Genomic DNA, 20,128 nt, shown 5'->3' with positions numbered 1-20,128 from the left:
CTCGGTGGGAGTTCGAGCAGGTGGCGTGTGCAAGAGGGGCGTGCTCAAGGGGGCGTGCGGTGGGCGTGCCGTGGGCGTGATGTACCCGACCGTCGCCGGATCCACGCCCGCGCGCCGGTCGTTGGAGGCCTTGCCCCGGGTCAGCCGGTGAAGCGGTGGGTGCTGTGGCGGACGCGCAGTTCGACGGGGGCGAGCGTGAGCGGCGGCGGGGGCGGTCCGGCGGCGTCGATCTGGTCCAGGAGGACGTGCAGGGAGCGGGTGCCGATGTCCGTGAAGTCCGTCCGGACGGTGGTGAGCGGGGGGAGGAAGTGGGCGGCCTCGGGGATGTCGTCGTAGCCGACCACGCTGACGTCCTGGGGGACCCGGCGGCCCGCCTCGTGCAGGGCGCGCAGGACGCCCAGGGCCATCTGGTCGTTGGACACGAACACGGCGGTCACCGCGGGGTCCTTCGCCAGCTCGCCGCCGAGGTCGTAGCCGGAGTCGGCGCTCCAGTCGCCGACCAGGGGCGGGTGCACCTCCGCGCCGGCCGCCCGCAGGGTGTCCCGCCAGCTGTCCGCCCGGCGGTCCGCCGAGGTCCAGCCGGTCGGGCCCGCCACATGCCGGACCGTGGCGTGACCGAGGGCCAGCAGGTGCCGCGTCGCCTTGCGGGCGCCGGTGCGGGCGTCCGAGGTGACGACGGGGGTGCCGTCGCCGAGGTCGTTGTCCATGACGACGAGCGGGATGTCCAGATGGGCCTCGGCCAGCGCCCGGGCCACCCGCAGCTGTGGGGCGATCGCGATCATCCCGTCCGCGCCCTCCGCCGACAGCCGGTCCGCCGCCTGGACGACGGTGTCCCGGTCGGCGGTGTCCAGGGCGATCGAGCTCACCAGGTATCCGGCCTCCTGAGCCGCCGTGTTGATCGCGGTGAGGGTCGAGGCGGGGCCGTAGCGCGCCGCGTCGAACGAGATCACGCCGAGCATGCGGGTACGGCCGCTCGCCAGCGAGCGTGCGCTGCGGCTGGGGCGGTAGCCGAGGGTGCGCATCGCCGCCTGGACCGCCTCCCGGGTCTCGGCGCGCACGGCCGGGTTGTCGTTGAGCACCCGGGACACCGTCTGCTTGGAGACGCCGGCCAGCTTCGCCACGTCGTCCATCACGGGGCGCGCGCCCGCGAAGTTGCGGCGACTGCGGCCCTTGGTCGCCGGGCCGTCCTCGTCAGCGGCGGCGCTTGGGGTCATGGTGGGTGCTCTTCCTTCGGCCTGAGGGCGGTCCGCCGGCCTGGTGGCCTGGTGGCCGACCTGGTCTCGGTCCGCCGACCTGGGTCGGTCCCGGCGGGCCTGCCCGCCCGGCGGACCCACAGGATAGGCCGGGCGGGGCGGGATGGCCGGGGGCGGGCCGGGACCGAGCCGTGGTCGGGCCGGGAGGGAGACAGGGCAGGGGCAGGAAGAGGCCGGGGCAAAAGCAGGAAGAGGCCAGGGCAGGGGCAGGGAGAGGCCAGGGCAGGCCGAGGTCAGGGCAGGGGCAGGCTGAAGCCAGGACAGGCCTGGGTCAGGACAGGCCTGGGTCAGGACCTGCGGAACGTCCATCTCCGGGGCGTCGACCACTCGGCTTCGCGTATCTCCGCCACGCCGTGGACGGTCTCCCCCGGGATGTACACCTTCGCCTCGGCGGCGAGCGGCAGCACCTTCACCTCCAGGGGGTCGCCGGCCGGCAGCCGGTCCAGGGCGATGTCCCACGGGCGGCCCGCGAAGAACTGGTCCGCCACCAGTTCCTCCCCCACGTACGCGCGCGCCGCGTCGCCGGTCCAGTGCAGGCGCAGCAGAGTGCCCTCCGGGGCGGGGTGCGGGACGTCGACGCGGTAGACGGCCGCGGCGGTGTCGTAGTGCTCGTCCGCCGGGGCGCTCGCCCGGCCCAGCACTCCCGTCGCGGGGGCGGGCGGCCGGCCCGCCGGGCGGAGCGGGGTGAGCGCGGGGGCGGGCGGGGCCGGGGCCTCCGTGTCGGGAACGAGCGTGTAGCGGATCAGAGCGCCGTCCCCGCTCTCCTTCACCGTCGCACCGGGGACCTTCGGCGGACGGTGCGGGGCGGGCAGGACGGAGAGGGACGTCGTCGGGTCGGCGGTGCGGGTGTGGACGCGTACCTCGTCCGCCGCCGCGTCGAAGACCACGCCGTCGGCGCACAGGACGAGCCGCTGCGCGCCCCACGCCTCGCCCCGGTAGGCGGTGCGGGCCGACGCCGCGTCCAGGACCAGGACGTCGATCCGGCCGCCTCCCGTCGTCTCCAGCTCGACCAGGGCGTCCGTGCCGGGGCGCAGGCCGGTGATCAGGATGCGGTCGGCCCCGTCGGCGCTGTCGGTGACGTCGGTGACGGTCGCCCCTGGCGGGGTGGTGTAAGACCTCACCGTCCGTGCGTCCAGGGCGAGTTCGGGTGCCATGCCGTCGGTCGCCGCCAGGACCAGGAGCGTACGGCCGTCGTCCGCGACCGTGCACACCGGCTGGGCGGTGGCCCAGTCGAGGCGCAGGCCGGCCACGTCCAGGCGCAGGGGCCAGCAGAAGTACGCGCCCGCGGGGACGGTGACCGGGGTGCTGGGCAGGGTGAGGGGCGGAGCCTGCGGGAAGGCGACCGTGAAGGTCGTCTCCGGGTGGTCGGGCAGCGGCTCGTGCGGCTGGTGGTTGGTGACGAAGAGGAAGCCCGCGCCGTCGTCGGCGCCGCGGACCGCCCAGCGCAGGGTGTCCCGGTCGTGCTGACCCTGCGGCCGCTTGTCGGGGAGCGTCGACTCCATGGGCGCGATCGTCGAGCCGAAGTCCGCCAACATGAGGTGCTGGAGGCGGAGTTCGTCGTACGACGGGCGGTACTGGCCGTACTCGCCGAGCGGGGCCTGGAAGTCGTACGTCAGGACCGGGAGGTCGTTGGGGTAGGCGGTGGCGTGGGACTCCTGGAGGGTGGTGAGCTCGCCGGTCGGGTTCGTGCCGCCGTGGAACATGTAGTAGCCCTGCCAGACCGAGCCGCAGCCGATCTTGGTGAGGCCGAGCGCGCCCACGTCGGCGGCCTCGACGCGCGGGCGGCGGTGGTAGGACACGGCCATTCCGCCGCCCAACTCGCAGGTGGCCCAGGGGAATCGGTCCGCGTAGGCCTCCGGGTCCGTGCCGCGTACCGTCGTGGGGCGCAGATCCGCGCCGATGCCCTCGTCGTCGCGCTGGTGGGTGAAGAAGAAGTGCTTGCGGCAGGTGTCCGGCCAGCCTCCGTCGGCCTCCGTCCAGAACGTCTCCGGGTAGCCGCCGTAGAGCGGGAGCAGTTCGTCGCCCGGGAGTTGGACTCCGCCCCACGCCGTCGACGTCCACAGCGGTGCGCTGAGGCCGGCCTCCTGTGCCATGCGCTTCAGGGTGAGGAGGTGGCCGGGCTGGTCGTAGAGCTCGTTCTCGATCTGGATCGCGACGATCGGGCCGCCGTTCGCCCGGTCCAGGCCGTGGAGTTGGGCGGCGATCGCCTGGAACCAGGGGTGTACGGCGGCCAGGTACGCCGGGTCGTCCGTGCGGGTGGCCGCGGTGCGGGCCGACACCCAGTCGGGCAGACCCCCGTTGCGGACCTCCGCGTGGGACCAGGGGCCGATACGGGGGATGAAGTCCAGGCCGTGGCGGGCGCAGAGGAGCGCGAAGCGGCGTAGGTCCCGGGCGCCGTCGAAGCGGACGCCTCCCTCTGTCTCCTCGTGGTGGATCCAGATGACGTAGGAGGCTACTGCGGTGATTCCGCCCGCCTTCATCTTGAGCAGCTCCTCCTCCCAACTCCGGGCCGGGTAGCGGGAGTAGTGGAACTCGCCCGACACCGGGAACCAGGGGCGGCCGCCTCTGGTGAGCCAGCGGCTCGTCACCTCTATCGGGTCGGTGGCTGCGGGGGCGTCGGCCAACGGGAGGTGGCCTCGCAGCGGGGGCTGCGGCGAGGCCGGAACGTCTGCGTGGTGGTGCATCAGGAACCCTTCGGGCCGAGGTCGGGGGTCTCGGTGAGGTGGGCCTGCGCGGTCGTCGTGCCGTGGAGTTCGAGGACCACCAGGTCGTTCGCGCCGGGCCGCAGGATCGGGGCCGGGACGTAGAGGGTGCGCTGGGGGCCTCGGTTCCAGTAGCGGCCCAGATGGAAGCCGTTGATCCAGGCCTGGCCCTTGGCCCAGCCGGGGAGGGCCAGGAAGGCGTCGGCGGGCTTCCGCACCTCGAACGTGCCTTGGTGGAAGGCCGGTTCGGCGCAGGTGGAGGTCTCGGCCGGGGTGAAGGCTGCCGCGGGGGGAACCTCGTCCAGAGGGAGGGGGTGGCAGTCCCAGCCCTGGAGAGGCGCGCCGTTGAGGGTCACCGGGCCCAGGAGGCCCTTGGGCACGCCGATGCGGGGGCCGTAGTTGACCCGGCCCTGGTTCTCCACCAGTACGTCCAGGACCGCGCCGGGGCGGGGGACGTGGACGGGGAGCGTCTCGTCGTAGCGCTCGCGTTCGAGGACGCCTGCGGGGGCGCCGTCCAGGAAGACCTGGGCTCGGTCGCCCACTCCCCCGGCGAAGTGCAGGAGGCCTGCGCCCTGGGTGGGGACCGTCGTTCGGTACAGGACGTATCCGGCGCGCTGGTTCAGGTCGTCTGCCGAGAGGGGGTCCGTCGGGGCGTGGACGGGGCGGTGGTCGGCCAGGGGGAGGGCGGCGAGGAGGGGGGCTCGGGTCGTCAACTCCACCATGGTCGGGGGGAGTTTGGGTGCGGGCGTCGGGATCGGCTCGTCGGGGACCTGGGCGTGGCGGGCGATGACCTCGCGGAAGGCGTGGTACTTCGGGCCCGGGTCGCCGCTCTCGGTGAGCGGGGCGTCGTAGTCGTAGGAGGTGACCGTCGGGACGTAGGCGTGGTGGTGGTTGGCGCCGCTGGTGTAGCCGAAGTTGGTGCCGCCGTGGAACATGTAGATGTTGACGGAGGCGCCTGCGGCGAGCAGTCGGTCGAGGTCGGCGGCCGCGTCGGCGGCGTCCCTGCCGTGGTGCGGGCCGCCCCAGTGGTCGAACCAGCCGATCCAGAACTCCGCGCACATCAGGGGGCCTTGGGGCTGGTGCTCGCGAAGGCGCTGGAGGGAGCTGTCGACGCGGCTGCCGAAGGTGCCGGTGGCCAGGACGCCGGGCAGGCTGCCCTTGGCGAGGTGGTCGCCGTCGGCCTGGTCGCAGGTGAAGAGGAGCTCCTCGATGCCTCGGGAGCGCAGGGAGTTCTCCAGGTGCTTGAGGTAGGCGATGTCGTCGCCGTACGCCCCGTACTCGTTCTCCACCTGTACGGCGATGACCGGGCCGCCCGCCGCCGCCAGGTGGGGCAGGAGCGGGGGCAGGAGGAGGTCGAGGTAGCGGTCGACCACGTCCGTGAAGCGGGGGTCGCTGGTGCGCAGGCGGATGTCGTGGTCGGCGGTGAGCCAGTGCGGCAGCCCGCCGCCGTCCCACTCCGCGCAGATGAACGGGCCCGGGCGGAGGATGACGTGCAGGCCCTCGGCGGCGGCCAGGCGCAGGAAGCGGGGCAGGTCGAGGAGGCCGTCGAGGACCAGGGTGCCGGGCTCGGGCTGGTGCAGGTTCCAGGGGATGTACGTCTCCACCGTGTTCAGGCCCATGAGGCGGGCCTTGCGCAGGCGGTCGGTCCACTGGTCGGGGTGGACGCGGAAGTAGTGCAGGGCGCCGGAGAGGATCCGGAACGGTTCACCGTGCAGCAGGAAGCCGTCGGAGGTGGTGGTCAGGGCGGGCATGCGGGTCCCTTCTTCGGGGCGGGCGTGCGGTGGGGTTCGGCGGCGTGGGGGCTGTGGGGTTCGGTGCGGTGGGTTCAGCGGGGTGGGGTTCGGTGGGGTGGGGTTCGGTGGGGTGGTGCGTGATCCACCGTGCGCTGCTGCCGGTGGGTGGGTCGGGGTCGTGGCGGTACGGCGAGCCCGTCGCGTGTTGGGCGTACTGCTGTCTGCTGCCACCGTGGAACTCGGCTGTGACGGGCTGAGCGACGGGCTGCGCCGTACCGCCACGACCCGCTCCCGTGCGGGGCGGCTACGGGCGCGTGGGGGTGCATCACCTACGTTTTCTACGGGGCCGCTGTGGGCCCTTTTCTTTCGTGGGGCCGGCTGCTCGTCGCCCTGGTCAGCCATCTCGTCGCTGCCAGGCAGGTGGCGGAGACCGCGGCCAGGAGCAGGGGTACGGCCTGGACGTCGGACCATTCGATGACCTTGCCCAGGGCCGGGCCGGCCGCCACTCCGCCCGCCATCGACGCGGCGATGACCAGCGCGCCTGCGCGGCGGGCTCGGGGCGCGGCCCGGTTGAGCCAGGGCAGGCCGGTCGGGAAGATCGGCGCGATGAAGAGGCCCACGCCCGCGTAGGCGTAGGGGGCGAGGGTGGGTACGGCGGCCAGCAGGAGGCAGGCCGTCATTCCCGCGCAGGAGACCGTGATGATCGTCTGGGCGGAGAAGCGCAGGGCTATCGGGGCGACCAGGAAGCGGCCCACGGTCATCATCAGCCAGTACACGGAGGTGGCGGTGGCCGCGATGCCGGCGCCGTAGCCGACTGTCTCCAGGTGGGTCGGCTCCCAGCCTCCTACGCCCGCCTCTATGCCCACGTGCAGGACGTAGAGGGCCACGAAGACCGTGAGGATGGAGGCGAGGCTGCGGCGCAGTGCGGCGGTGGAGACCTCCTCGGCCGCCGTCGGCGGTGGGGGCGCCTGGTCGCGTACGCCCTTCAGGCACAGGAGCAGGGGGAGGTTGGCCAGGGCGAAGGCCAGGAAGATCGTCGGGTAGCGGTCGGCGCCCACCGCGCCTATGAGGGCGGGGCCGAGGATCGCGCCGATGCCGAAGTGGGCGTTGAGGATGTTGAGCATCGCTGTGGAGCGGTGGCCGAAGCCGACCGCGAAGAGTTGGTTGAGGCCGTAGTCGATGCCGCCGAAGCCCAGTCCGGCGAGCAGCGCCGCGGCGAGGACGAGCGGCCAGTCGGGGGCCAGCGCGAAGCCTGCCGCGCCGACGGCCATGAGGACGTACGACATGCCCAGGATCCGTCGGTTGCCGATGCGGCCGTAGAGGCGGTCGAAGAGGAGGACTCCGGCGACCCCGCCTACGAAGTGAGCACTGAGACCGAGACCGGCCGCGGAGGGCGAGAGGCCGAACTCCTGGCGCAGGCCCGGGATCGCGGGGCCGTAGAGAGCTTGCAGCGCGCCGATCAGAACGAAGCCGACGCAGGAGGCGGCCACCGCGGACGTGGTGAAGACGGGGACGGCCGCTTCCCGGAAGTCCGGCGCCCTCGACGCCTCCGGAGCGCACTGTGCCGTGGGCTGGTCGGTCACGCGGACTCCAGAAACGAACGGCCCACTACGTCGTGGGGTGCGGTGTGATGCTCAGACGGGCATCGATGTTACCGGTAACATTCGGCGCGTCAAGATGTTTTGCGCGGGCGTCGACGTCGGCGGCGAGCGGGGCGAGCGGCCTATGCGGGAGACCGGCCTCGTCCGGATCAGCCGCTGCGGCGACAAGGCCTCACGCGCCGGGGCGGACGAGCGAAACGAGTCGGCCGACTCCGGGGCGTCAGCACCCTCTTCGGCACGTCCGGTTTTGGCGTGGCCAAGCCGATTCATCGAGTGTTAAATTGCCGAAACCTTGATCCAAACGAGGGGGCGACGGACATGAGCAGGCCCTGGGAAGCTGATCCCAGCACAAGGTTCAAACAGCGTTTGGGGAAATCGCCACAGGAACTCGGAATCACCACCGACAGCCCTGACTGCCCCGACATCTGGGAACTCGACAACGGAGACATCGCCGTCATCGGACGGGATCTCACGGAGTCACTCGGCCGAAGACTACCGGCGGGCGTCTCGGTCGGGACGGACGAGCGACTCGTCGTCATCCCGAGGAACATGCTGGTCGCGGCGAAACCGGATATCCCCGGCGATTGATTCTTTCCGCAGGGTCGACTGGGGGCAGGAATTCATCCTGGAGCGTCGGATTCGCCGTCAGGCCGTGTGTTTGCGGGGCGTTGTCTTCTTTGCCGTTGATTTCTTTGCGGTTGCCTTCTTGGTTGTGCTCTTCGTGGCTGCCGTGCCCGTCGCCCCTGCCTTGCTCTTTGATGCCGTTGTTTTTCTTGGGCTCTGGGTCGTCTTCGTCGTCTTCGAGGTCGACTTCTTCGCCGTGCCGGACGCCGTCGACTTCTTGCCGCCGGTTTCCTTGGGGGCCGGACGGGAGGGGCTGCGGCGGGGCAGGGGGCTGACCGCTGCCTCCTGGGCGGGCTGCGGTTCCTCGCCTCGGGACTGCTGCGCCGCTCGTACGCTCTTCTCCAGTGCCGCCATCAGGTCCAGGACCTTGCCTCCGGACGGCGGGGCGGGGGCCTCGGGGGGTGTCTCGCCGGCGGCCTTCGCGGCGACCATCTCGTCGACGGCCTCGCGGTACTCGTCGTGCAGGTCCGCCAGGTCGACCTCGCCGAGGGTGTCCATCAGGGCGTCCGCGAGGTCGAGTTCCTTGTCGCGGACGGTGACGTCGGCGTCGGGGGCCACGCCCTCGGGGGCGCGGACCTCGTCCGGCCAGAGCAGGCCGTGCATGGCGATCGCGTCGCCGACCACGCGGAGCATGCCGAGCCGCTCGCGGCCGCGCAGGGCGTACTTGGCTATGGCCACCTTGTTGCTGCGCTTCAGGGCCTCGCGCAGCAACGTGTACGGCTTCGCCGCCGGGACGCCGCCCGCCTGGAGGTAGTACGCGGCGTCCATCTGGAGCGGGTCGATCCGGTCGGCCGGGACGAAGGCCACGATCTCGATCGTCCTCGCGGTCGGGATCGGCAGCTGGGCCAGGTCCTCGTCGGTGATCGGGACGATCGAGCCGTCCGCGTCCTCGTACCCCTTGCCGATCTCGGCCGAGCTCACCTCCCGGTCCTCCAGCTCGCAGACCTTGCGGTAGCGGATGCGGCCGCCGTCCTCCGTGTGGATCTGACGGAAGGAGATCGAGTGGCTCTCGGTGGCGTTCACCAGCTTGATCGGGATGCTGACCAGGCCGAACGAGATCGCGCCGTTCCATATGGATCGCACGGGCAGCATCCTCCTGGAGCAGATTGGCCGGTATGGGTTGATATGCGGTTTTTGTGTGATTCTCATCGTATGACGCCGATCACAGAGGTGGAGGGGCGGCGGCTCGCGCTCAGCAATCTGGAGAAGGTGCTGTATCCGGCCACCGGCTTCACCAAGGGCGAGGTGCTGCACTACTACGCGACCGTCGCCGACGTCCTGCTCCCCCATCTGCGCGACCGGCCGCTGTCCTTCCTGCGCTATCCGGACGGCCCCGACGGGCAGGTCTTCTTCGCCAAGAACGTGCCGCCGGGGACGCCCGAGTGGGTCGCCACCGCCGAGGTGCCCCGGTCGGAGGGGCCGGCCCGGATGGTGCTCGTGCAGGACCTGCCGAGTCTGATCTGGGCGGCGAACCTCGTCACCGAGTTCCATACGCCCCAGTGGGTGATCCAGGACCCCGGGACGGCCGACCGGCTCGTCTTCGACCTCGACCCCGGTGCGCCCGCGACCGTCGTCGAGTGCTGCGACGTCGCCCTGTGGCTGCGGGAGCGGCTGGCGGCGGACGGGATCGAGGCGTACGCGAAGACGTCCGGGGCGAAGGGGCTGCATCTGGTGGCGGCGGTGCGGGGGGCGTCGTCCGGGCAGGTCAGCGAGTACGCCAAGCGGCTGGCGGTGGAGGTGGAGGGGGCGATGCCTCGGCTGGCCCTGCATCGGATGACGCGGAGTCTGCGGGCGGGGAAGGTGTTCGTCGACTGGAGTCAGAACGCCGCGCGCAAGACCACGGCCGCGCCGTACACGTTGCGGGCTCGGGCGGAGCCCAGCGTTTCGGCGCCCGTGAGCTGGGACGAGGTGGGGGGCGTCGCGGAGTCTCGGTCGCCCGGGGGGTTGGCGCTGTTCGCGGCGGACGTCGTGGAGCGGGTTCGGGAGTACGGCGATCTGCTCGCACCGCTGTTCGATGCCGGTCGTGCGGGGGCACTGCCGTGAGCGGGGCCGCTGTTCATCGCCCCCGCCGCCCCTTCCCGTTCCCGGCCCCTGGGGGCTGCCGCCCACAGACCCCCCGCTGCCGCCCACAGACCCCCGCGCTCGCCCCCTGAAGGGCCTCGCCCCCAAGCGCCGGACAGGCGGAGATGCGCCACCCGGCACCGGTCAGGAGCCGCCCGCCTCACACCCTCCCCCACGCCCCCCGATCCCTCGCCATCGCATGCAGCGCCTCCACATCCGCCGGTTTGAGTACTCCGCCCAGGCGGGCCAGGTCCGGGAGGGCGGTGTCCTGGAGGACTCGGACCTCTCTGGGTGGGGCGGTGAAGGAGACGTCCGTCGGGCCGACCAGGGCCAGGACGGGGCGGACCTCGGCCGTGAGGGCGTAGGACGCGCGGGCGGCGTTGCCGCGCACTCGGCGGAGCAGGGGCTCCGGTTCGTGGCGGCCCAGGGTGACCAGAGGGTCGGCTATCCGCACCCGCGCCCTGCGGGCGTACAGCGCGTGGACCGCGAACAGTCCTCCGGGGCCGATGGCCAGGTGGTGGACGCGGTCTCCGCCGGGCAGCGGAATGGAGTGGAGGGTGTGCCAGCCGGCGCCGTCGAGCCGGTCCAGGGCCTCGCCCACGGCCTGCTCGGCAAAGAGCGCACGTCGGCGTGGGTCGGCCCGGAGGCGGTGGGCGGGGCCGGGGTCGCGGTCCAGGGCGACCAGCAGGGCCTCGCCGGGGCGGTTGGGGGCCAGGTCGTCGTCCGGGTGGAGGGAGAGTCGGGCCAGCTCCGCAGGCGTGGGGACAGGGGGCGGGCCCACCGTGACCGGGCCGGTCAGGAAGGGGCCGAGGGCTTCCAGCACGTCTTCTTTGCGGTCGTCCCCTATCAGGTTGATCCGGGCGGTCTCACGGTCGTACCAGGCGATGTTCCGGCCGTCCGTGAGGCAGACGTAGAGCCGCTCCCGGCCATGTCGCCAGGTCGGTATGACGCGCAGTCCGTTCATGCACCATCACCCCACGACCATGGGAACAGGAGGATGCCCCGGGGGCAAGAAGGCGGTTACCTTTGGAGGGAGTTGGGCAGGTCCCAGGGATCGCGTTGGTGGGGGGAGGCGCCGTTGCGGACCCGTAGGAAGCAACCCGACGTACCGGCTCCGGACGGTCCGTGGAGCGAGATCGTGCCGGGGCTGTGGATGGGCGGGCACGAGTTCCGGGGGACCTCCGGACAGCTGGAGTCCGCCGTGGTGCGGGACGAGTTCGATCTGGTCCAGACGTTGACCAGGGCCCGGCCGGAGCATGGGCCCGACCCGGGCGTGGAGCACCATGTGTGGCCGGTGCCGGACGGGCCGCTGGACGGGACCCAGCTCGCGGGGGTGATCCGGCTGGCGCAGGCCGCGGGAGACGCCATGGACCAGGGCCGTACGGTCCTGGTCCGCTGTTACAGCGGCTACAACCGCTCGGGCCTCGTCGTCGCCCACACGCTGATGCGCCGGGGGCACTCGGCCGAGGAGGCCATACGGCTGATACGGTCGCGGCGCTCGCCGTGGGCCCTGCACAACGAACTGTTCGTGGAGTACCTGCGGGCGGGGCTGCCGACGGCCAGACTGCTGGAGGAGCTGGCCGAGTGACCATGGACAATCGTTTCCTCTCATGGTCCTCGCCTCCACGCCCGCCCGGTACGCAAAAAGGACTTTCCCATGAATAAGGTGTACGGGGCCCGTCACCGTCATGCAGCACAGGAGTCCCGTGCCCCGCACCCGCACCGTCCGCACCGCCCTCGCCGTGACCGCCGTCGCCCTGCTGGCCTCGGCGACCGCGGCCTGCGGTGACACGGGCGGACTGCGCGGCGCGGGCGCGACGCCGACCGCGATCAGCCCGAAGAAGCTCTGGCCGGGCCTGCCGGCCGCCTCGAGTCCGGCGTTCGACATCGACGAGGTCAACACCCAGGTCGTGAAGGGCCTGAAGGTGCCCGGCGACGACATCCGCAAGGTGGATCCGGTCGAGGTCGTGCGCAAGGAGATCGCCGCGAATCCCGGCGACTACAGCGCCGGGGCGTATGACGAGACGGTCCGTCTCATTGCCGACTGCGGCGACGGCCTCGACAGCGACAGCGACACCGGTAGCGGCAGCGGTAGCGGCAAGCCGGGTAAGTGTCCCGTTCTCTCGCCCTACTACCGTGATCTCACCGGCGACGGGCACGACGACCTCACGCTGGGCTTCCGGCAGCTGCCCGGCAATCTGACGGCCGTCCGCGTGTACACCGTCGAGAAGCACCGGCTCGTGCAGGTCATGGGCTGGGAGGACGCCGTGAGCGGGGTCGAGCTGGCCGCGCGGTCGGTGATCATCCGCTCGCCGTCCGAGGTCGCGGGGTACGAGTACCGGCTGCAGTGGACCTGGGATCAGGACCAGCACGCGATGCTGCTCACCCATGACGAGATGCTCCGCTCCGGCGGGCGGACCCATTCGCCTCGCCCCTCGGCGTCGCCTTCGGCCTCGGCGTCCTCCTCCGCGAGCGATCGATGAGGCGCGTGCTCCCCCGGTGGGGCGTCCCGCAGTGGGCCGGAACGCTCGCCGCCAAGGCCGCCGTCTTCATCACGGTGATGTGCTGCGCCCTCGCCGCGCTGCTGGGCGTGCTGGTGCATGTGCAGGTGACCGACCAGACCGTCGGCGAGGCCCGTGACCTGGCGTTGTCCCGGCTGAAGGACGCGACCACGGCGTTCGAGTCCGGGGACACCCTCGGGTGGGGTGCGAGCGTCGATCCACCGGGGCTGCCCGCTTCGCTGCGGACGCTGGCGGTGGCCGGGGAGCGCGGCACGATGGTCGCCGATCACCGGGGGCGGCCCACGATGTGGGCGGCGGGCCCCGCCGACGGCGAGCGGGCCCTGGCCGTCGAGGTCGACTACTCGCAGAGCGCCCGTACGATCCAGGGGCTCGACACCGCGATCCTGTGGTCCTCGGCGCTGGCGATCGGGGCGACGCTGCTGGTCGGCGCGGTCGCGGTGACCCGGGTGACCCGGCGGCTGCACACCACCGCGCAGGTGGCCCGGCGGATCACCGCGGGCGACCTGGACGCAAGGGTGGACGACCCCCGTACGAAGGAGCCGGCGCGGCCGCAGGACGAGGTGGCCGCGGTCGCCGCCGCGCTGGACACCATGGCCTCCTCGTTGCAGGGCAAGCTGCTGAGCGAGCAGCGCTTCACCGCGGACGTGGCGCACGAGCTGCGCACCCCGCTGACCGGGCTGCACGCGGCGGCCGAGCTGCTCCCGCCGGGCCGGCCGACGGAGCTGGTGCGCGACCGGGTGGCCGCGTTGCGCACGTTGACGGAGGACCTGCTGGAGATCTCCCGGCTGGACACCGGGCGGGAGCGGCTGGAGGCGGACGCCGAGGAGCTGGGCGCGCTGGCCGTGCGGGTGGTGCGGGCCTCGGGGACGGACACCGAGGTCATGGTCGTGCGGGACGCGCGCGTGGAGACCGACCGGCGGCGGCTGGAGCGGGTGCTGGGCAATCTGGTCTCCAACGCGCACCGGCACGGTCGCGCGCCCGTCGTCCTGACGGTGGACGGGCCGACGGTGACCGTGCGGGACCACGGGGACGGGTATCCGGAGTACCTCGTGGCGCACGGGCCGCAGCGGTTCCGTACCGAGGGCGGGGCGAAGGGGCACGGGCTGGGGCTGACCATCGCGGTCGGCCAGGCGGAGGTGCTGGGCGCGCGGCTGACGTTCGCGAACGCGCCGGACGGCGGGGCGGTGGCCACGCTGACGCTCCCTCAGACGCCTCCGGCCGGAGCGCCTTCGGTCACTCCCTGACCGAGGACCCGGATGACCGGCGGCCTCGGTGGCCTCGTGGCCTCGGCGGCCTCAGTGGCCCCGATGGCGCAGCGCGACGGGCGACACGCGCGAACCGCTCCTAATGTGGCGATAAGTCAGCTTCACCCCCTGTACGGAGGTATCGCCATGTCCCTTCGCCGCTCCGCCCTCACCCGGCTCGCCATAGCGACCGCCATCGGCGCGCTGGCCGCCACGGCCGTCGTCACCCCCGCCGCAGCCGACGGCGGGGACGACGACGGCGGAGGCTTCGACGTCGCGACCGGCGGGCCGCACGACTGGCAGGGCGGAGGGGACGGGAACGGGCAGGGCGGCGGAGACGGGAACAGCCAAGGCGGAGGAGACGGGAACGGCCAAGGCGGCGGGGACTGGCAGGACGGCGGCGACTCGCAGTCCGGGGACGGCGGCAACTGGCAGAACGGCGGCGGCGACGACAACTGGCAGGACGGCGGCGGCAACCGCCCCGGCAACGGCAACGGCAACGACCCCCGCCGCTACCGCGGGCGCGTCACCGCCAGCGAGCTGCTCCTGCGCAGCAAGCCGACCCGCGCCAGCCAGGTCATCCGGGTCGTCCACCGCGGCCAGATCGTCTCGATCTTCTGCAAGACCTCCGGTCAGAACGTCCAGGGCAACGCCCTCTGGTACCTCCTCACGGACGGCACCTGGGCCTGGGGCTCGGCGCGCTACATCGACAACATCGGGGCCGCGCCGCGCTGGTGCTGACCCGAAGAAACGTTTCAAGGCTCGCAAGGGGCCCTATTTGGGTAAGTTCCGGACATGACGAAAGCCGCAGCCGGGACCGGCCTCGCCGCCGGAACCGCCGTGGCGGCGGCCGACGCGCCCGCCCCCGGGGTACGCCTCCCCCGGCGCGGTGGCATCGAGCTCACCCTCATCGTCGTAGCCGTCCTGCTGTCCGTGTACGGCTACTGCGCGGTCGGCCTCGCCAAGAACGGCGCCCTCCCGCCCGGCGCCGCCGGTTACGGCGCCGGGCTCGGCGTGCTCGCACTGCTGGCGCATCTCGCGGTGCGGCTGCGCGCCCCCTGCGCGGATCCGCTTCTGCTGCCCATCGCCGTGCTGCTCAACGGGATCGGGTTGGTGCTGATCTACCGGCTGGACCTGGAGACGCCGGGCGACCGGGCCGCGCCCACGCAACTGGTGTGGTCCACGCTGGGCGTGTCCCTGTTCATCGTGGTGGTGGTCGCGCTGCGCGACCACCGGGTGCTCCAGCGGTACGCGTACGTCTGTGTGGTCGCCGCGCTCGCCCTGCTCACCCTCCCGATCCTCTTCCCGGCGGTGAACGGGGCGCGCATCTGGATCCGGATCGCCGGGTTCTCCATCCAGCCGGGCGAGTTCGCGAAGGTGCTGCTCGCGGTGTTCTTCGCCGCGTACCTGGCGGCCAACCGCACGGCGCTCGCGTACGCGGGCCGGCAGGTCTGGCGCTTTCGGCGGATGCAGCTGCCCACCGGGCGGGTGCTCGGCCCGATCGTCGCGATCTGGCTGCTGAGCGTCGGCGTCCTCGTCCTGGAACGGGACCTCGGCACGTCCCTCCTCTTCTTCGGCCTGTTCGTGGTCATGCTCTACGTCGCCACCGGCCGCACCGGCTGGATCGCCGTCGGTCTGCTGCTCGCCTCGTTCGGCGCGGTCGCCGTCGGCTGGCTGGAACCGCATGTGCACAGCAGGGTCGAGGACTGGCTGGACCCGTTCGCGACCATCGAGGCCGGTCAGGGCCCCAACCAGCTCGCCCAGTCGCTGTTCTCCTTCGCGGCCGGCGGGGTCCTCGGCACCGGGCTCGGGCTCGGCCACTCCATCCTCATCGGCTTCGCCGCGAAGTCCGACTTCATCCTGGCCACGGCCGGCGAGGAACTGGGCCTGACCGGCCTGTCCGCCCTCTTCCTCCTCTACGGCCTGCTGGTCGAGCGCGGCTACCGGGCCGGCCTCTCTCTGCGCGACCCCTTCGGGCGGCTGCTCGCGATCGGGCTCGCCTCGATCGTGGCGCTCCAGGTGTTCGTGATCGCCGGCGGCGTGACCGGGCTGATCCCGCTGACCGGTATGGCGATGCCGTTCCTCGCGCAGGGCGGCTCGTCGGTCGTCACCAACTGGGCGATCGTGGCGCTGCTGATCCGGGTGAGCGACTCGGCGCGCCGACCGCACGAGCACGACGGAAAGGCGGGCCCTGTGAACCGTGAGGATCCGAGGTGACCCGGCACATCCGGCACGCCGCCGTCTTCTGCGCCCTGCTCCTGCTGGCGCTCCTGGTCAACGCCCTGCGCATCCAGGTCGTCCAGTCCGGGACCTACGACGACAACCCGGCCAACCGGCGTGACTCCATCGCCCGGTACGCCCAGCCGCGCGGCGACATCCTGGTCGACGGCGAGGCGGTCACCGGCTCCCGGGACACCAGGGAGCAGCTGCGCTACGAACGGACGTACCGTGACGGGCCGTTGTACGCGCCGGTGACCGGCTTCGCCTCGCAGGTGTACGGGACGACGTTCCTGGAGCACGCCGAGGACGGCGTCCTGTCCGGCGCGGACCCGCTGCTCGCGCCGTTCCCGCTGTTGAACGACGTCACGCGCGGCCGCCCGTCCGGCGGGAACGTCGTCACGACCCTGGACCGCGACGCCCAGCGGGCCGCGTACGAGGGGCTGGCCGGGCGCAAGGGCGCGGTGGCGGCGGTGGAGCCGTCGACGGGGCGGGTGCTGGCGCTGGTGACCAGTCCGTCGTACGACCCGGCCGTGCTGTCCGGGAACGACGCCGGGGCCGAGCGGGCCTGGGCGCGGCTGAACGGCGATCCGGACAGGCCGATGCTGAACCGGGCGGTGCGCCAGACGTATCCGCCGGGGTCGACGTTCAAGGTGGTCACGGCGGCGGCGGCGCTGGACTCGGGCATGCTCAGGGACCTGGACGAGCCGACCGACTCCCCCGCTCCCTACACGCTGCCCGGGACCACGACGCGGCTGACCAACGAGGGCGACGGCTGCGAGGACGCTCCGCTGCGGGACGCCTTCGAGTGGTCGTGCAACACGGTGTTCGCGAAGCTCGGCGTGGACGTGGGGCTGGCGCGGATGACGCGCACGGCGCAGGCGTTCGGCTTCAACGACACGGACGTGCGGATTCCGTTCTCCGTCGCGCCGAGCACCTTCGACACCTCGCTGGACCGGGCGCAGCTGGCCCTGTCGTCGATCGGGCAGTACAACACGCGGGCGACGCCGTTGCAGATGGCGATGGTGTCGGCGGCGGTCGCCAACGGGGGGCAGCTGCGCCCGCCGTACCTGGTGGAGCGGACGACACGGAAGGGCGGGGCCACGGTGGCCTCGGCCGGTTCCCGGCCGATCCGTCAGGTGATGCATCCGTCGACCGCGCGGACGCTGCGGGAGCTGATGGAGGACGTGGTGCGGGAGGGCACCGGCACCAACGCGGCGATCCGCGGCGCGCGCGTCGGCGGCAAGACCGGCACCGCCCAGCACGGCTTCGGCAACGCGGGGACGCCGTACGCCTGGTTCGTCTCCTGGGCGCAGGGCGAGCGGGACCTGGAGCCGAAGGTCGCGGTCGCGGTGGTGGTGGAGGACGCGTCGGCGGACCGGGGGGACATCACGGGGGGCGGGATGGCCGCGCCGATCGCGCGGGCGGTGATGGAGGCGGTGCTCGGGTCGTGAGACGTACCAGGTTCGGAGGCGCACCACCTTCGGGAGACGCACCACCTTCGGGAGACGTACCAGCTTCGTGAGGCGTGCTCAGTTCCTGAGACGGGGGGTTCCAGACGGTACAGGTCCGTCCTAACGTTCGCGCATGACTGAGCCCACGGCACCCGCGTACGAACTCGCCCAGGCCAACATCGGCCGCCTCAAATTCCCCCTGGACTCACCGGAGTTGAAGGACTTCGTGGACGCCCTCGACCCCGTGAACGCCGTCGCCGACGCGGCCGAGGGCTTCGTCTGGCGACTCCAGTCCGACTCCGGCAACGCGACGGACGTCCCCGTGCTCGGCGACGACTGGCTGATCATCAACATGTCGGTGTGGCGGGACACGAACACCCTGACCGCGTTCATGTACCAGGGGCAGCACCGGGAGTTGCTGGCCCGCCGCCGGGAGTGGTTCGAGCGGATGCGGGAGATGATGGCGGTGCTGTGGTGGGTCCCGGCGGGCCACCGCCCGACGGTCGCGGAGGCCGAGTCCCGCCTGCTGCATCTGCGGACCAACGGCCCGACGCCGTACGCCTTCACCCTGCGCACGTCGTTCCCGGCACAGGGGGCGGAGCCGGTGGCGTTCGCGGTGCCCGAGGATCTGGGGTGCTCGGTCTAGGACCGGACGGCGCTAAGGAAGTCTCAGCTTGAAGGGGTCGACCGAGGGCGACGGGGCCGGTCTGTTGTGCCCGCACTCGATCTCGTCGCCGTCGGCGTCCCCGACGTAGGCGGGCAGGTGTTCGGCGTGCACGGTCACCCGGCCCGGCTCGTGCTCCACCTCGCACACCTCGCCCCCCGGGTCCCCGAGCGTCCAGATCACAAAGGTCTCCCCGGGTCGCATCCAGTGGTCGCTCCCGTACGGCTCCAGCGTGAGCTCCAGCAGTTCCGCACCGGTGTTGCGCACCCGCAGGACGGCGGTGGGGGTCTGGTCGTCGTCCGGTCCGTGCGCGCGCGCACCGCTCGTCGTCGTGTCCATACGGCGAAGTCTGCCCTAGGGATTGACGGGCTTGCTGACAAGCAGTCTCATAAGAGCCATGACGACGACCCTCACGGATGCCGACGCGCTGGAAGGGCTGCGGGACGCGCTGGGCCTGCTCAAGGACCGGGAGCAGGTGGCCGAGCGACTGCTCGCGTCCTCCGCCAAGCACTCCTTCGACCCGGACGTGGAGCTGGACTGGGACGCGCCCTTCGAGGAGGGCAAGTGGTTCTGGCCGCCGGAGCTCGTGTCGCTGTACGGCACACCGCTGTGGAAGCGGATGGGCGAGGAACAGCGGATCCTGCTGTCGCGGCACGAGGCCGCCGCACTCGCCTCGCTCGGGATCTGGTTCGAGATCATCCTCATGCAGCTGCTCGTCCGGCACATCTACGACAAGGCGGCGACGAGCGCGCATGTGCGCTACGCGCTGACCGAGATCGAGGACGAGTGCCGGCACTCGAAGATGTTCGCCCGGCTGATCGCGCAGGGCGGCACGCCCTGGTACCCGGTGAGCCGGGCCCACCAGAACCTCGGCCGCCTCTTCAAGACGATCTCCACCACCCCCGGCTCCTTCACCGCGACCCTGCTCGGCGAGGAGGTCCTCGACTGGATGCAGCGGCTGACCTTCCCGGACGAGCGGGTCCAGCCGCTGATCCGGGGCGTCACCCGCATCCACGTGGTCGAGGAGGCACGACACGTCCGGTACGCCCGTGAGGAGCTGCGCCGGCAGATGGTGACCGCGCCGAAGTGGTCCCAGGAGTTCACCCGGGTGACGTCCGGGGAGTTCGCCCGGGTGTTCTCGGTGGCCTTCGTCAACCCGGACGTCTACGCCAACGTAGGCCTGGACCCACGGGAGGCGCTGGCGCAGGTCAAGGCGAGCGGCCACCGCCGGGAGGTCATGCAGACGGGGGCGAAGCGTCTGACCGACTTCCTGGACGACATCGGCGTGCTGAGGGGCGTCGGGCGGCGGCTGTGGCGGGCGTCGGGGCTGTTGGCGTGAACGCCCGCACCGACGCCCGGCGGAGGCGATCGGCGCGGCCGGGGGGATTACGCTGCACGTCATGACCCCCGCCGCCCCCGCCTACCGTCGCCTCAGCGTCGAGGAGCGCCGCAGTCAGCTGCTCGACGCCGCGCTCTCCCTCTTCGCGCACCGCGTCCCCGAGGACGTCTCGCTGGACGACGTGGCGGAGGCCGCCGGGGTGTCCCGCCCGCTCGTCTACCGCTACTTCCCCGGCGGCAAGCAGCAGCTCTACGAAGCCGCGCTGCGCTCCGCCTCCGAGGAGCTCCAGCACTGCTTCGACGAACCGCACGACGGCCCCCTCCTCCCCCGGCTCGCCCGCACCCTGGACCGCTACCTCGCCTTCGTGGGCCGCCACGACGCCGGCTTCAGCGCCCTGCTCCAGGGCGGCAGCGTCGTGGAGACCTCCCGTACGACCGCCACCGTGGACGGCGTACGACGGGCCGCCGCCGCGCACATCTACAGCCATCTGGGCGTGGCCGACCCGGGGCCGAAGCTCCGGATGACCGTGCGGATGTGGATCACGGCGGTCGAGGCGGCCTCCCTGATCTGGCTCGACGAGGACAAGCAGCCGCCCGTCGAGGAGCTGCGGGACTGGCTGGTGGAGCAGTTCGTGGCCGTGCTCGCGGTGACCGCGGGACGCGATCCGCAGACCGCCGAGGTGGTCCGGGGTGCGCTGGCCGCACAGACCTGATC

18 protein-coding genes are annotated in these 20,128 nt (G+C 72.2%); 11 read left to right on the top strand and 7 right to left on the bottom strand.

Annotated features, from left to right (window positions below; all coding sequences use genetic code 11):
* Positions 1-140 precede the first annotated feature (140 nt).
* The 4 genes from OG562_RS29130 to OG562_RS29115 form a co-directional block, all read right to left on the bottom strand.
* Positions 141-1,214: a LacI family DNA-binding transcriptional regulator gene (locus tag OG562_RS29130; RefSeq protein WP_266402999.1), complete on the bottom strand. Its 1,074-nt coding sequence runs from the start codon at positions 1,212-1,214 to the stop codon at positions 141-143.
* Between the two features lie 326 nt (positions 1,215-1,540).
* On the bottom strand, positions 1,541-3,937 hold the full coding sequence (locus OG562_RS29125) for a beta-galactosidase (protein WP_266402998.1): 2,397 nt from the start codon (positions 3,935-3,937) through the stop codon (positions 1,541-1,543).
* Positions 3,937-5,706: a beta-galactosidase family protein gene (locus OG562_RS29120; protein WP_266402997.1), complete on the bottom strand. Its 1,770-nt coding sequence runs from the start codon at positions 5,704-5,706 to the stop codon at positions 3,937-3,939. Before OG562_RS29120 ends, OG562_RS29125 begins: the two co-directional genes overlap by 1 nt.
* 320 nt (positions 5,707-6,026) lie before the next feature.
* Positions 6,027-7,178, bottom strand: a complete 1,152-nt coding sequence (locus OG562_RS29115; protein ID WP_266409601.1) for a sugar MFS transporter — start codon at positions 7,176-7,178, stop codon at positions 6,027-6,029.
* Positions 7,179-7,607: 429 nt separating this feature from the next.
* Here OG562_RS29115 and OG562_RS29110 point away from each other — a divergent pair, with 429 nt between their 5' ends.
* Positions 7,608-7,877, top strand: a complete 270-nt coding sequence (locus tag OG562_RS29110; protein ID WP_266402996.1) for a hypothetical protein — start codon at positions 7,608-7,610, stop codon at positions 7,875-7,877.
* A gap of 57 nt (positions 7,878-7,934) precedes the next feature.
* Here the strand turns inward: OG562_RS29110 and OG562_RS29105 are convergent, their stop codons facing one another.
* Complete coding sequence (locus OG562_RS29105; protein ID WP_266402994.1) at positions 7,935-9,005, bottom strand: Ku protein; 1,071 nt, start codon at positions 9,003-9,005, stop codon at positions 7,935-7,937.
* Positions 9,006-9,065: 60 nt separating this feature from the next.
* Between OG562_RS29105 and ligD the strand changes: the two genes are divergently transcribed.
* Complete coding sequence (gene ligD / locus OG562_RS29100) at positions 9,066-9,956, top strand: non-homologous end-joining DNA ligase (protein WP_266402993.1); 891 nt, start codon at positions 9,066-9,068, stop codon at positions 9,954-9,956.
* A 178-nt stretch (positions 9,957-10,134) separates the two neighbouring features.
* Here the strand turns inward: ligD and OG562_RS29095 are convergent, their stop codons facing one another.
* A complete protein-coding gene (locus tag OG562_RS29095; RefSeq protein WP_266402991.1) occupies positions 10,135-10,938 on the bottom strand; it encodes a nuclease-related domain-containing protein in 804 nt (267 codons plus the stop codon).
* A gap of 114 nt (positions 10,939-11,052) precedes the next feature.
* Here OG562_RS29095 and OG562_RS29090 point away from each other — a divergent pair, with 114 nt between their 5' ends.
* The 7 genes from OG562_RS29090 to OG562_RS29060 all read left to right on the top strand — a co-directional run bounded on the left by OG562_RS29090 (position 11,053) and on the right by OG562_RS29060 (position 18,057).
* Positions 11,053-11,562: a dual specificity protein phosphatase family protein gene (locus tag OG562_RS29090; RefSeq protein ID WP_266402989.1), complete on the top strand. Its 510-nt coding sequence runs from the start codon at positions 11,053-11,055 to the stop codon at positions 11,560-11,562.
* Between the two features lie 100 nt (positions 11,563-11,662).
* Entirely contained in the window at positions 11,663-12,457 is a 795-nt protein-coding gene (locus OG562_RS29085) for a hypothetical protein (RefSeq protein ID WP_323187567.1), read from the top strand.
* Positions 12,454-13,740 (top strand): HAMP domain-containing sensor histidine kinase, encoded by a 1,287-nt coding sequence (locus tag OG562_RS29080; RefSeq protein ID WP_266402984.1) that lies wholly within the window; start codon positions 12,454-12,456, stop codon positions 13,738-13,740. Before OG562_RS29085 ends, OG562_RS29080 begins: the two co-directional genes overlap by 4 nt.
* Before the next feature lie 147 nt (positions 13,741-13,887).
* Positions 13,888-14,481 carry an SH3 domain-containing protein gene (locus OG562_RS29075; RefSeq protein WP_266402982.1) on the top strand — a complete coding sequence of 198 codons (594 nt, stop codon included), beginning with the start codon at positions 13,888-13,890 and terminating at the stop codon, positions 14,479-14,481.
* A 54-nt stretch (positions 14,482-14,535) separates the two neighbouring features.
* Positions 14,536-15,957 (top strand): FtsW/RodA/SpoVE family cell cycle protein, encoded by a 1,422-nt coding sequence (locus OG562_RS29070; RefSeq protein WP_266402980.1) that lies wholly within the window; start codon positions 14,536-14,538, stop codon positions 15,955-15,957.
* Positions 15,954-17,411: a penicillin-binding protein 2 gene (locus OG562_RS29065; protein ID WP_266402978.1), complete on the top strand. Its 1,458-nt coding sequence runs from the start codon at positions 15,954-15,956 to the stop codon at positions 17,409-17,411. Before OG562_RS29070 ends, OG562_RS29065 begins: the two co-directional genes overlap by 4 nt.
* 133 nt (positions 17,412-17,544) lie before the next feature.
* Entirely contained in the window at positions 17,545-18,057 is a 513-nt protein-coding gene (locus OG562_RS29060) for a DUF3291 domain-containing protein (protein ID WP_266402977.1), read from the top strand.
* A 12-nt stretch (positions 18,058-18,069) separates the two neighbouring features.
* Here OG562_RS29060 and OG562_RS29055 read toward each other — a convergent pair whose 3' ends face one another.
* A complete protein-coding gene (locus OG562_RS29055) occupies positions 18,070-18,414 on the bottom strand; it encodes a hypothetical protein (RefSeq protein ID WP_266402975.1) in 345 nt (114 codons plus the stop codon).
* A gap of 58 nt (positions 18,415-18,472) precedes the next feature.
* Here OG562_RS29055 and OG562_RS29050 point away from each other — a divergent pair, with 58 nt between their 5' ends.
* A complete protein-coding gene (locus OG562_RS29050; protein WP_266402972.1) occupies positions 18,473-19,414 on the top strand; it encodes a diiron oxygenase in 942 nt (313 codons plus the stop codon).
* A gap of 61 nt (positions 19,415-19,475) precedes the next feature.
* Positions 19,476-20,126, top strand: a complete 651-nt coding sequence (locus OG562_RS29045; protein ID WP_266402970.1) for a TetR/AcrR family transcriptional regulator — start codon at positions 19,476-19,478, stop codon at positions 20,124-20,126.
* The last annotated feature ends 2 nt before the right edge of the window (positions 20,127-20,128 follow it).

Source organism: Streptomyces sp. NBC_01275 (assembly GCF_026340655.1).
In the GTDB taxonomy this organism is placed as follows: Bacteria; Actinomycetota; Actinomycetes; order Streptomycetales; family Streptomycetaceae; genus Streptomyces.
The sequence above is the reverse complement of the archived record's forward strand: the minus strand, read 5'-3'. Positions and strand labels throughout refer to the sequence as shown.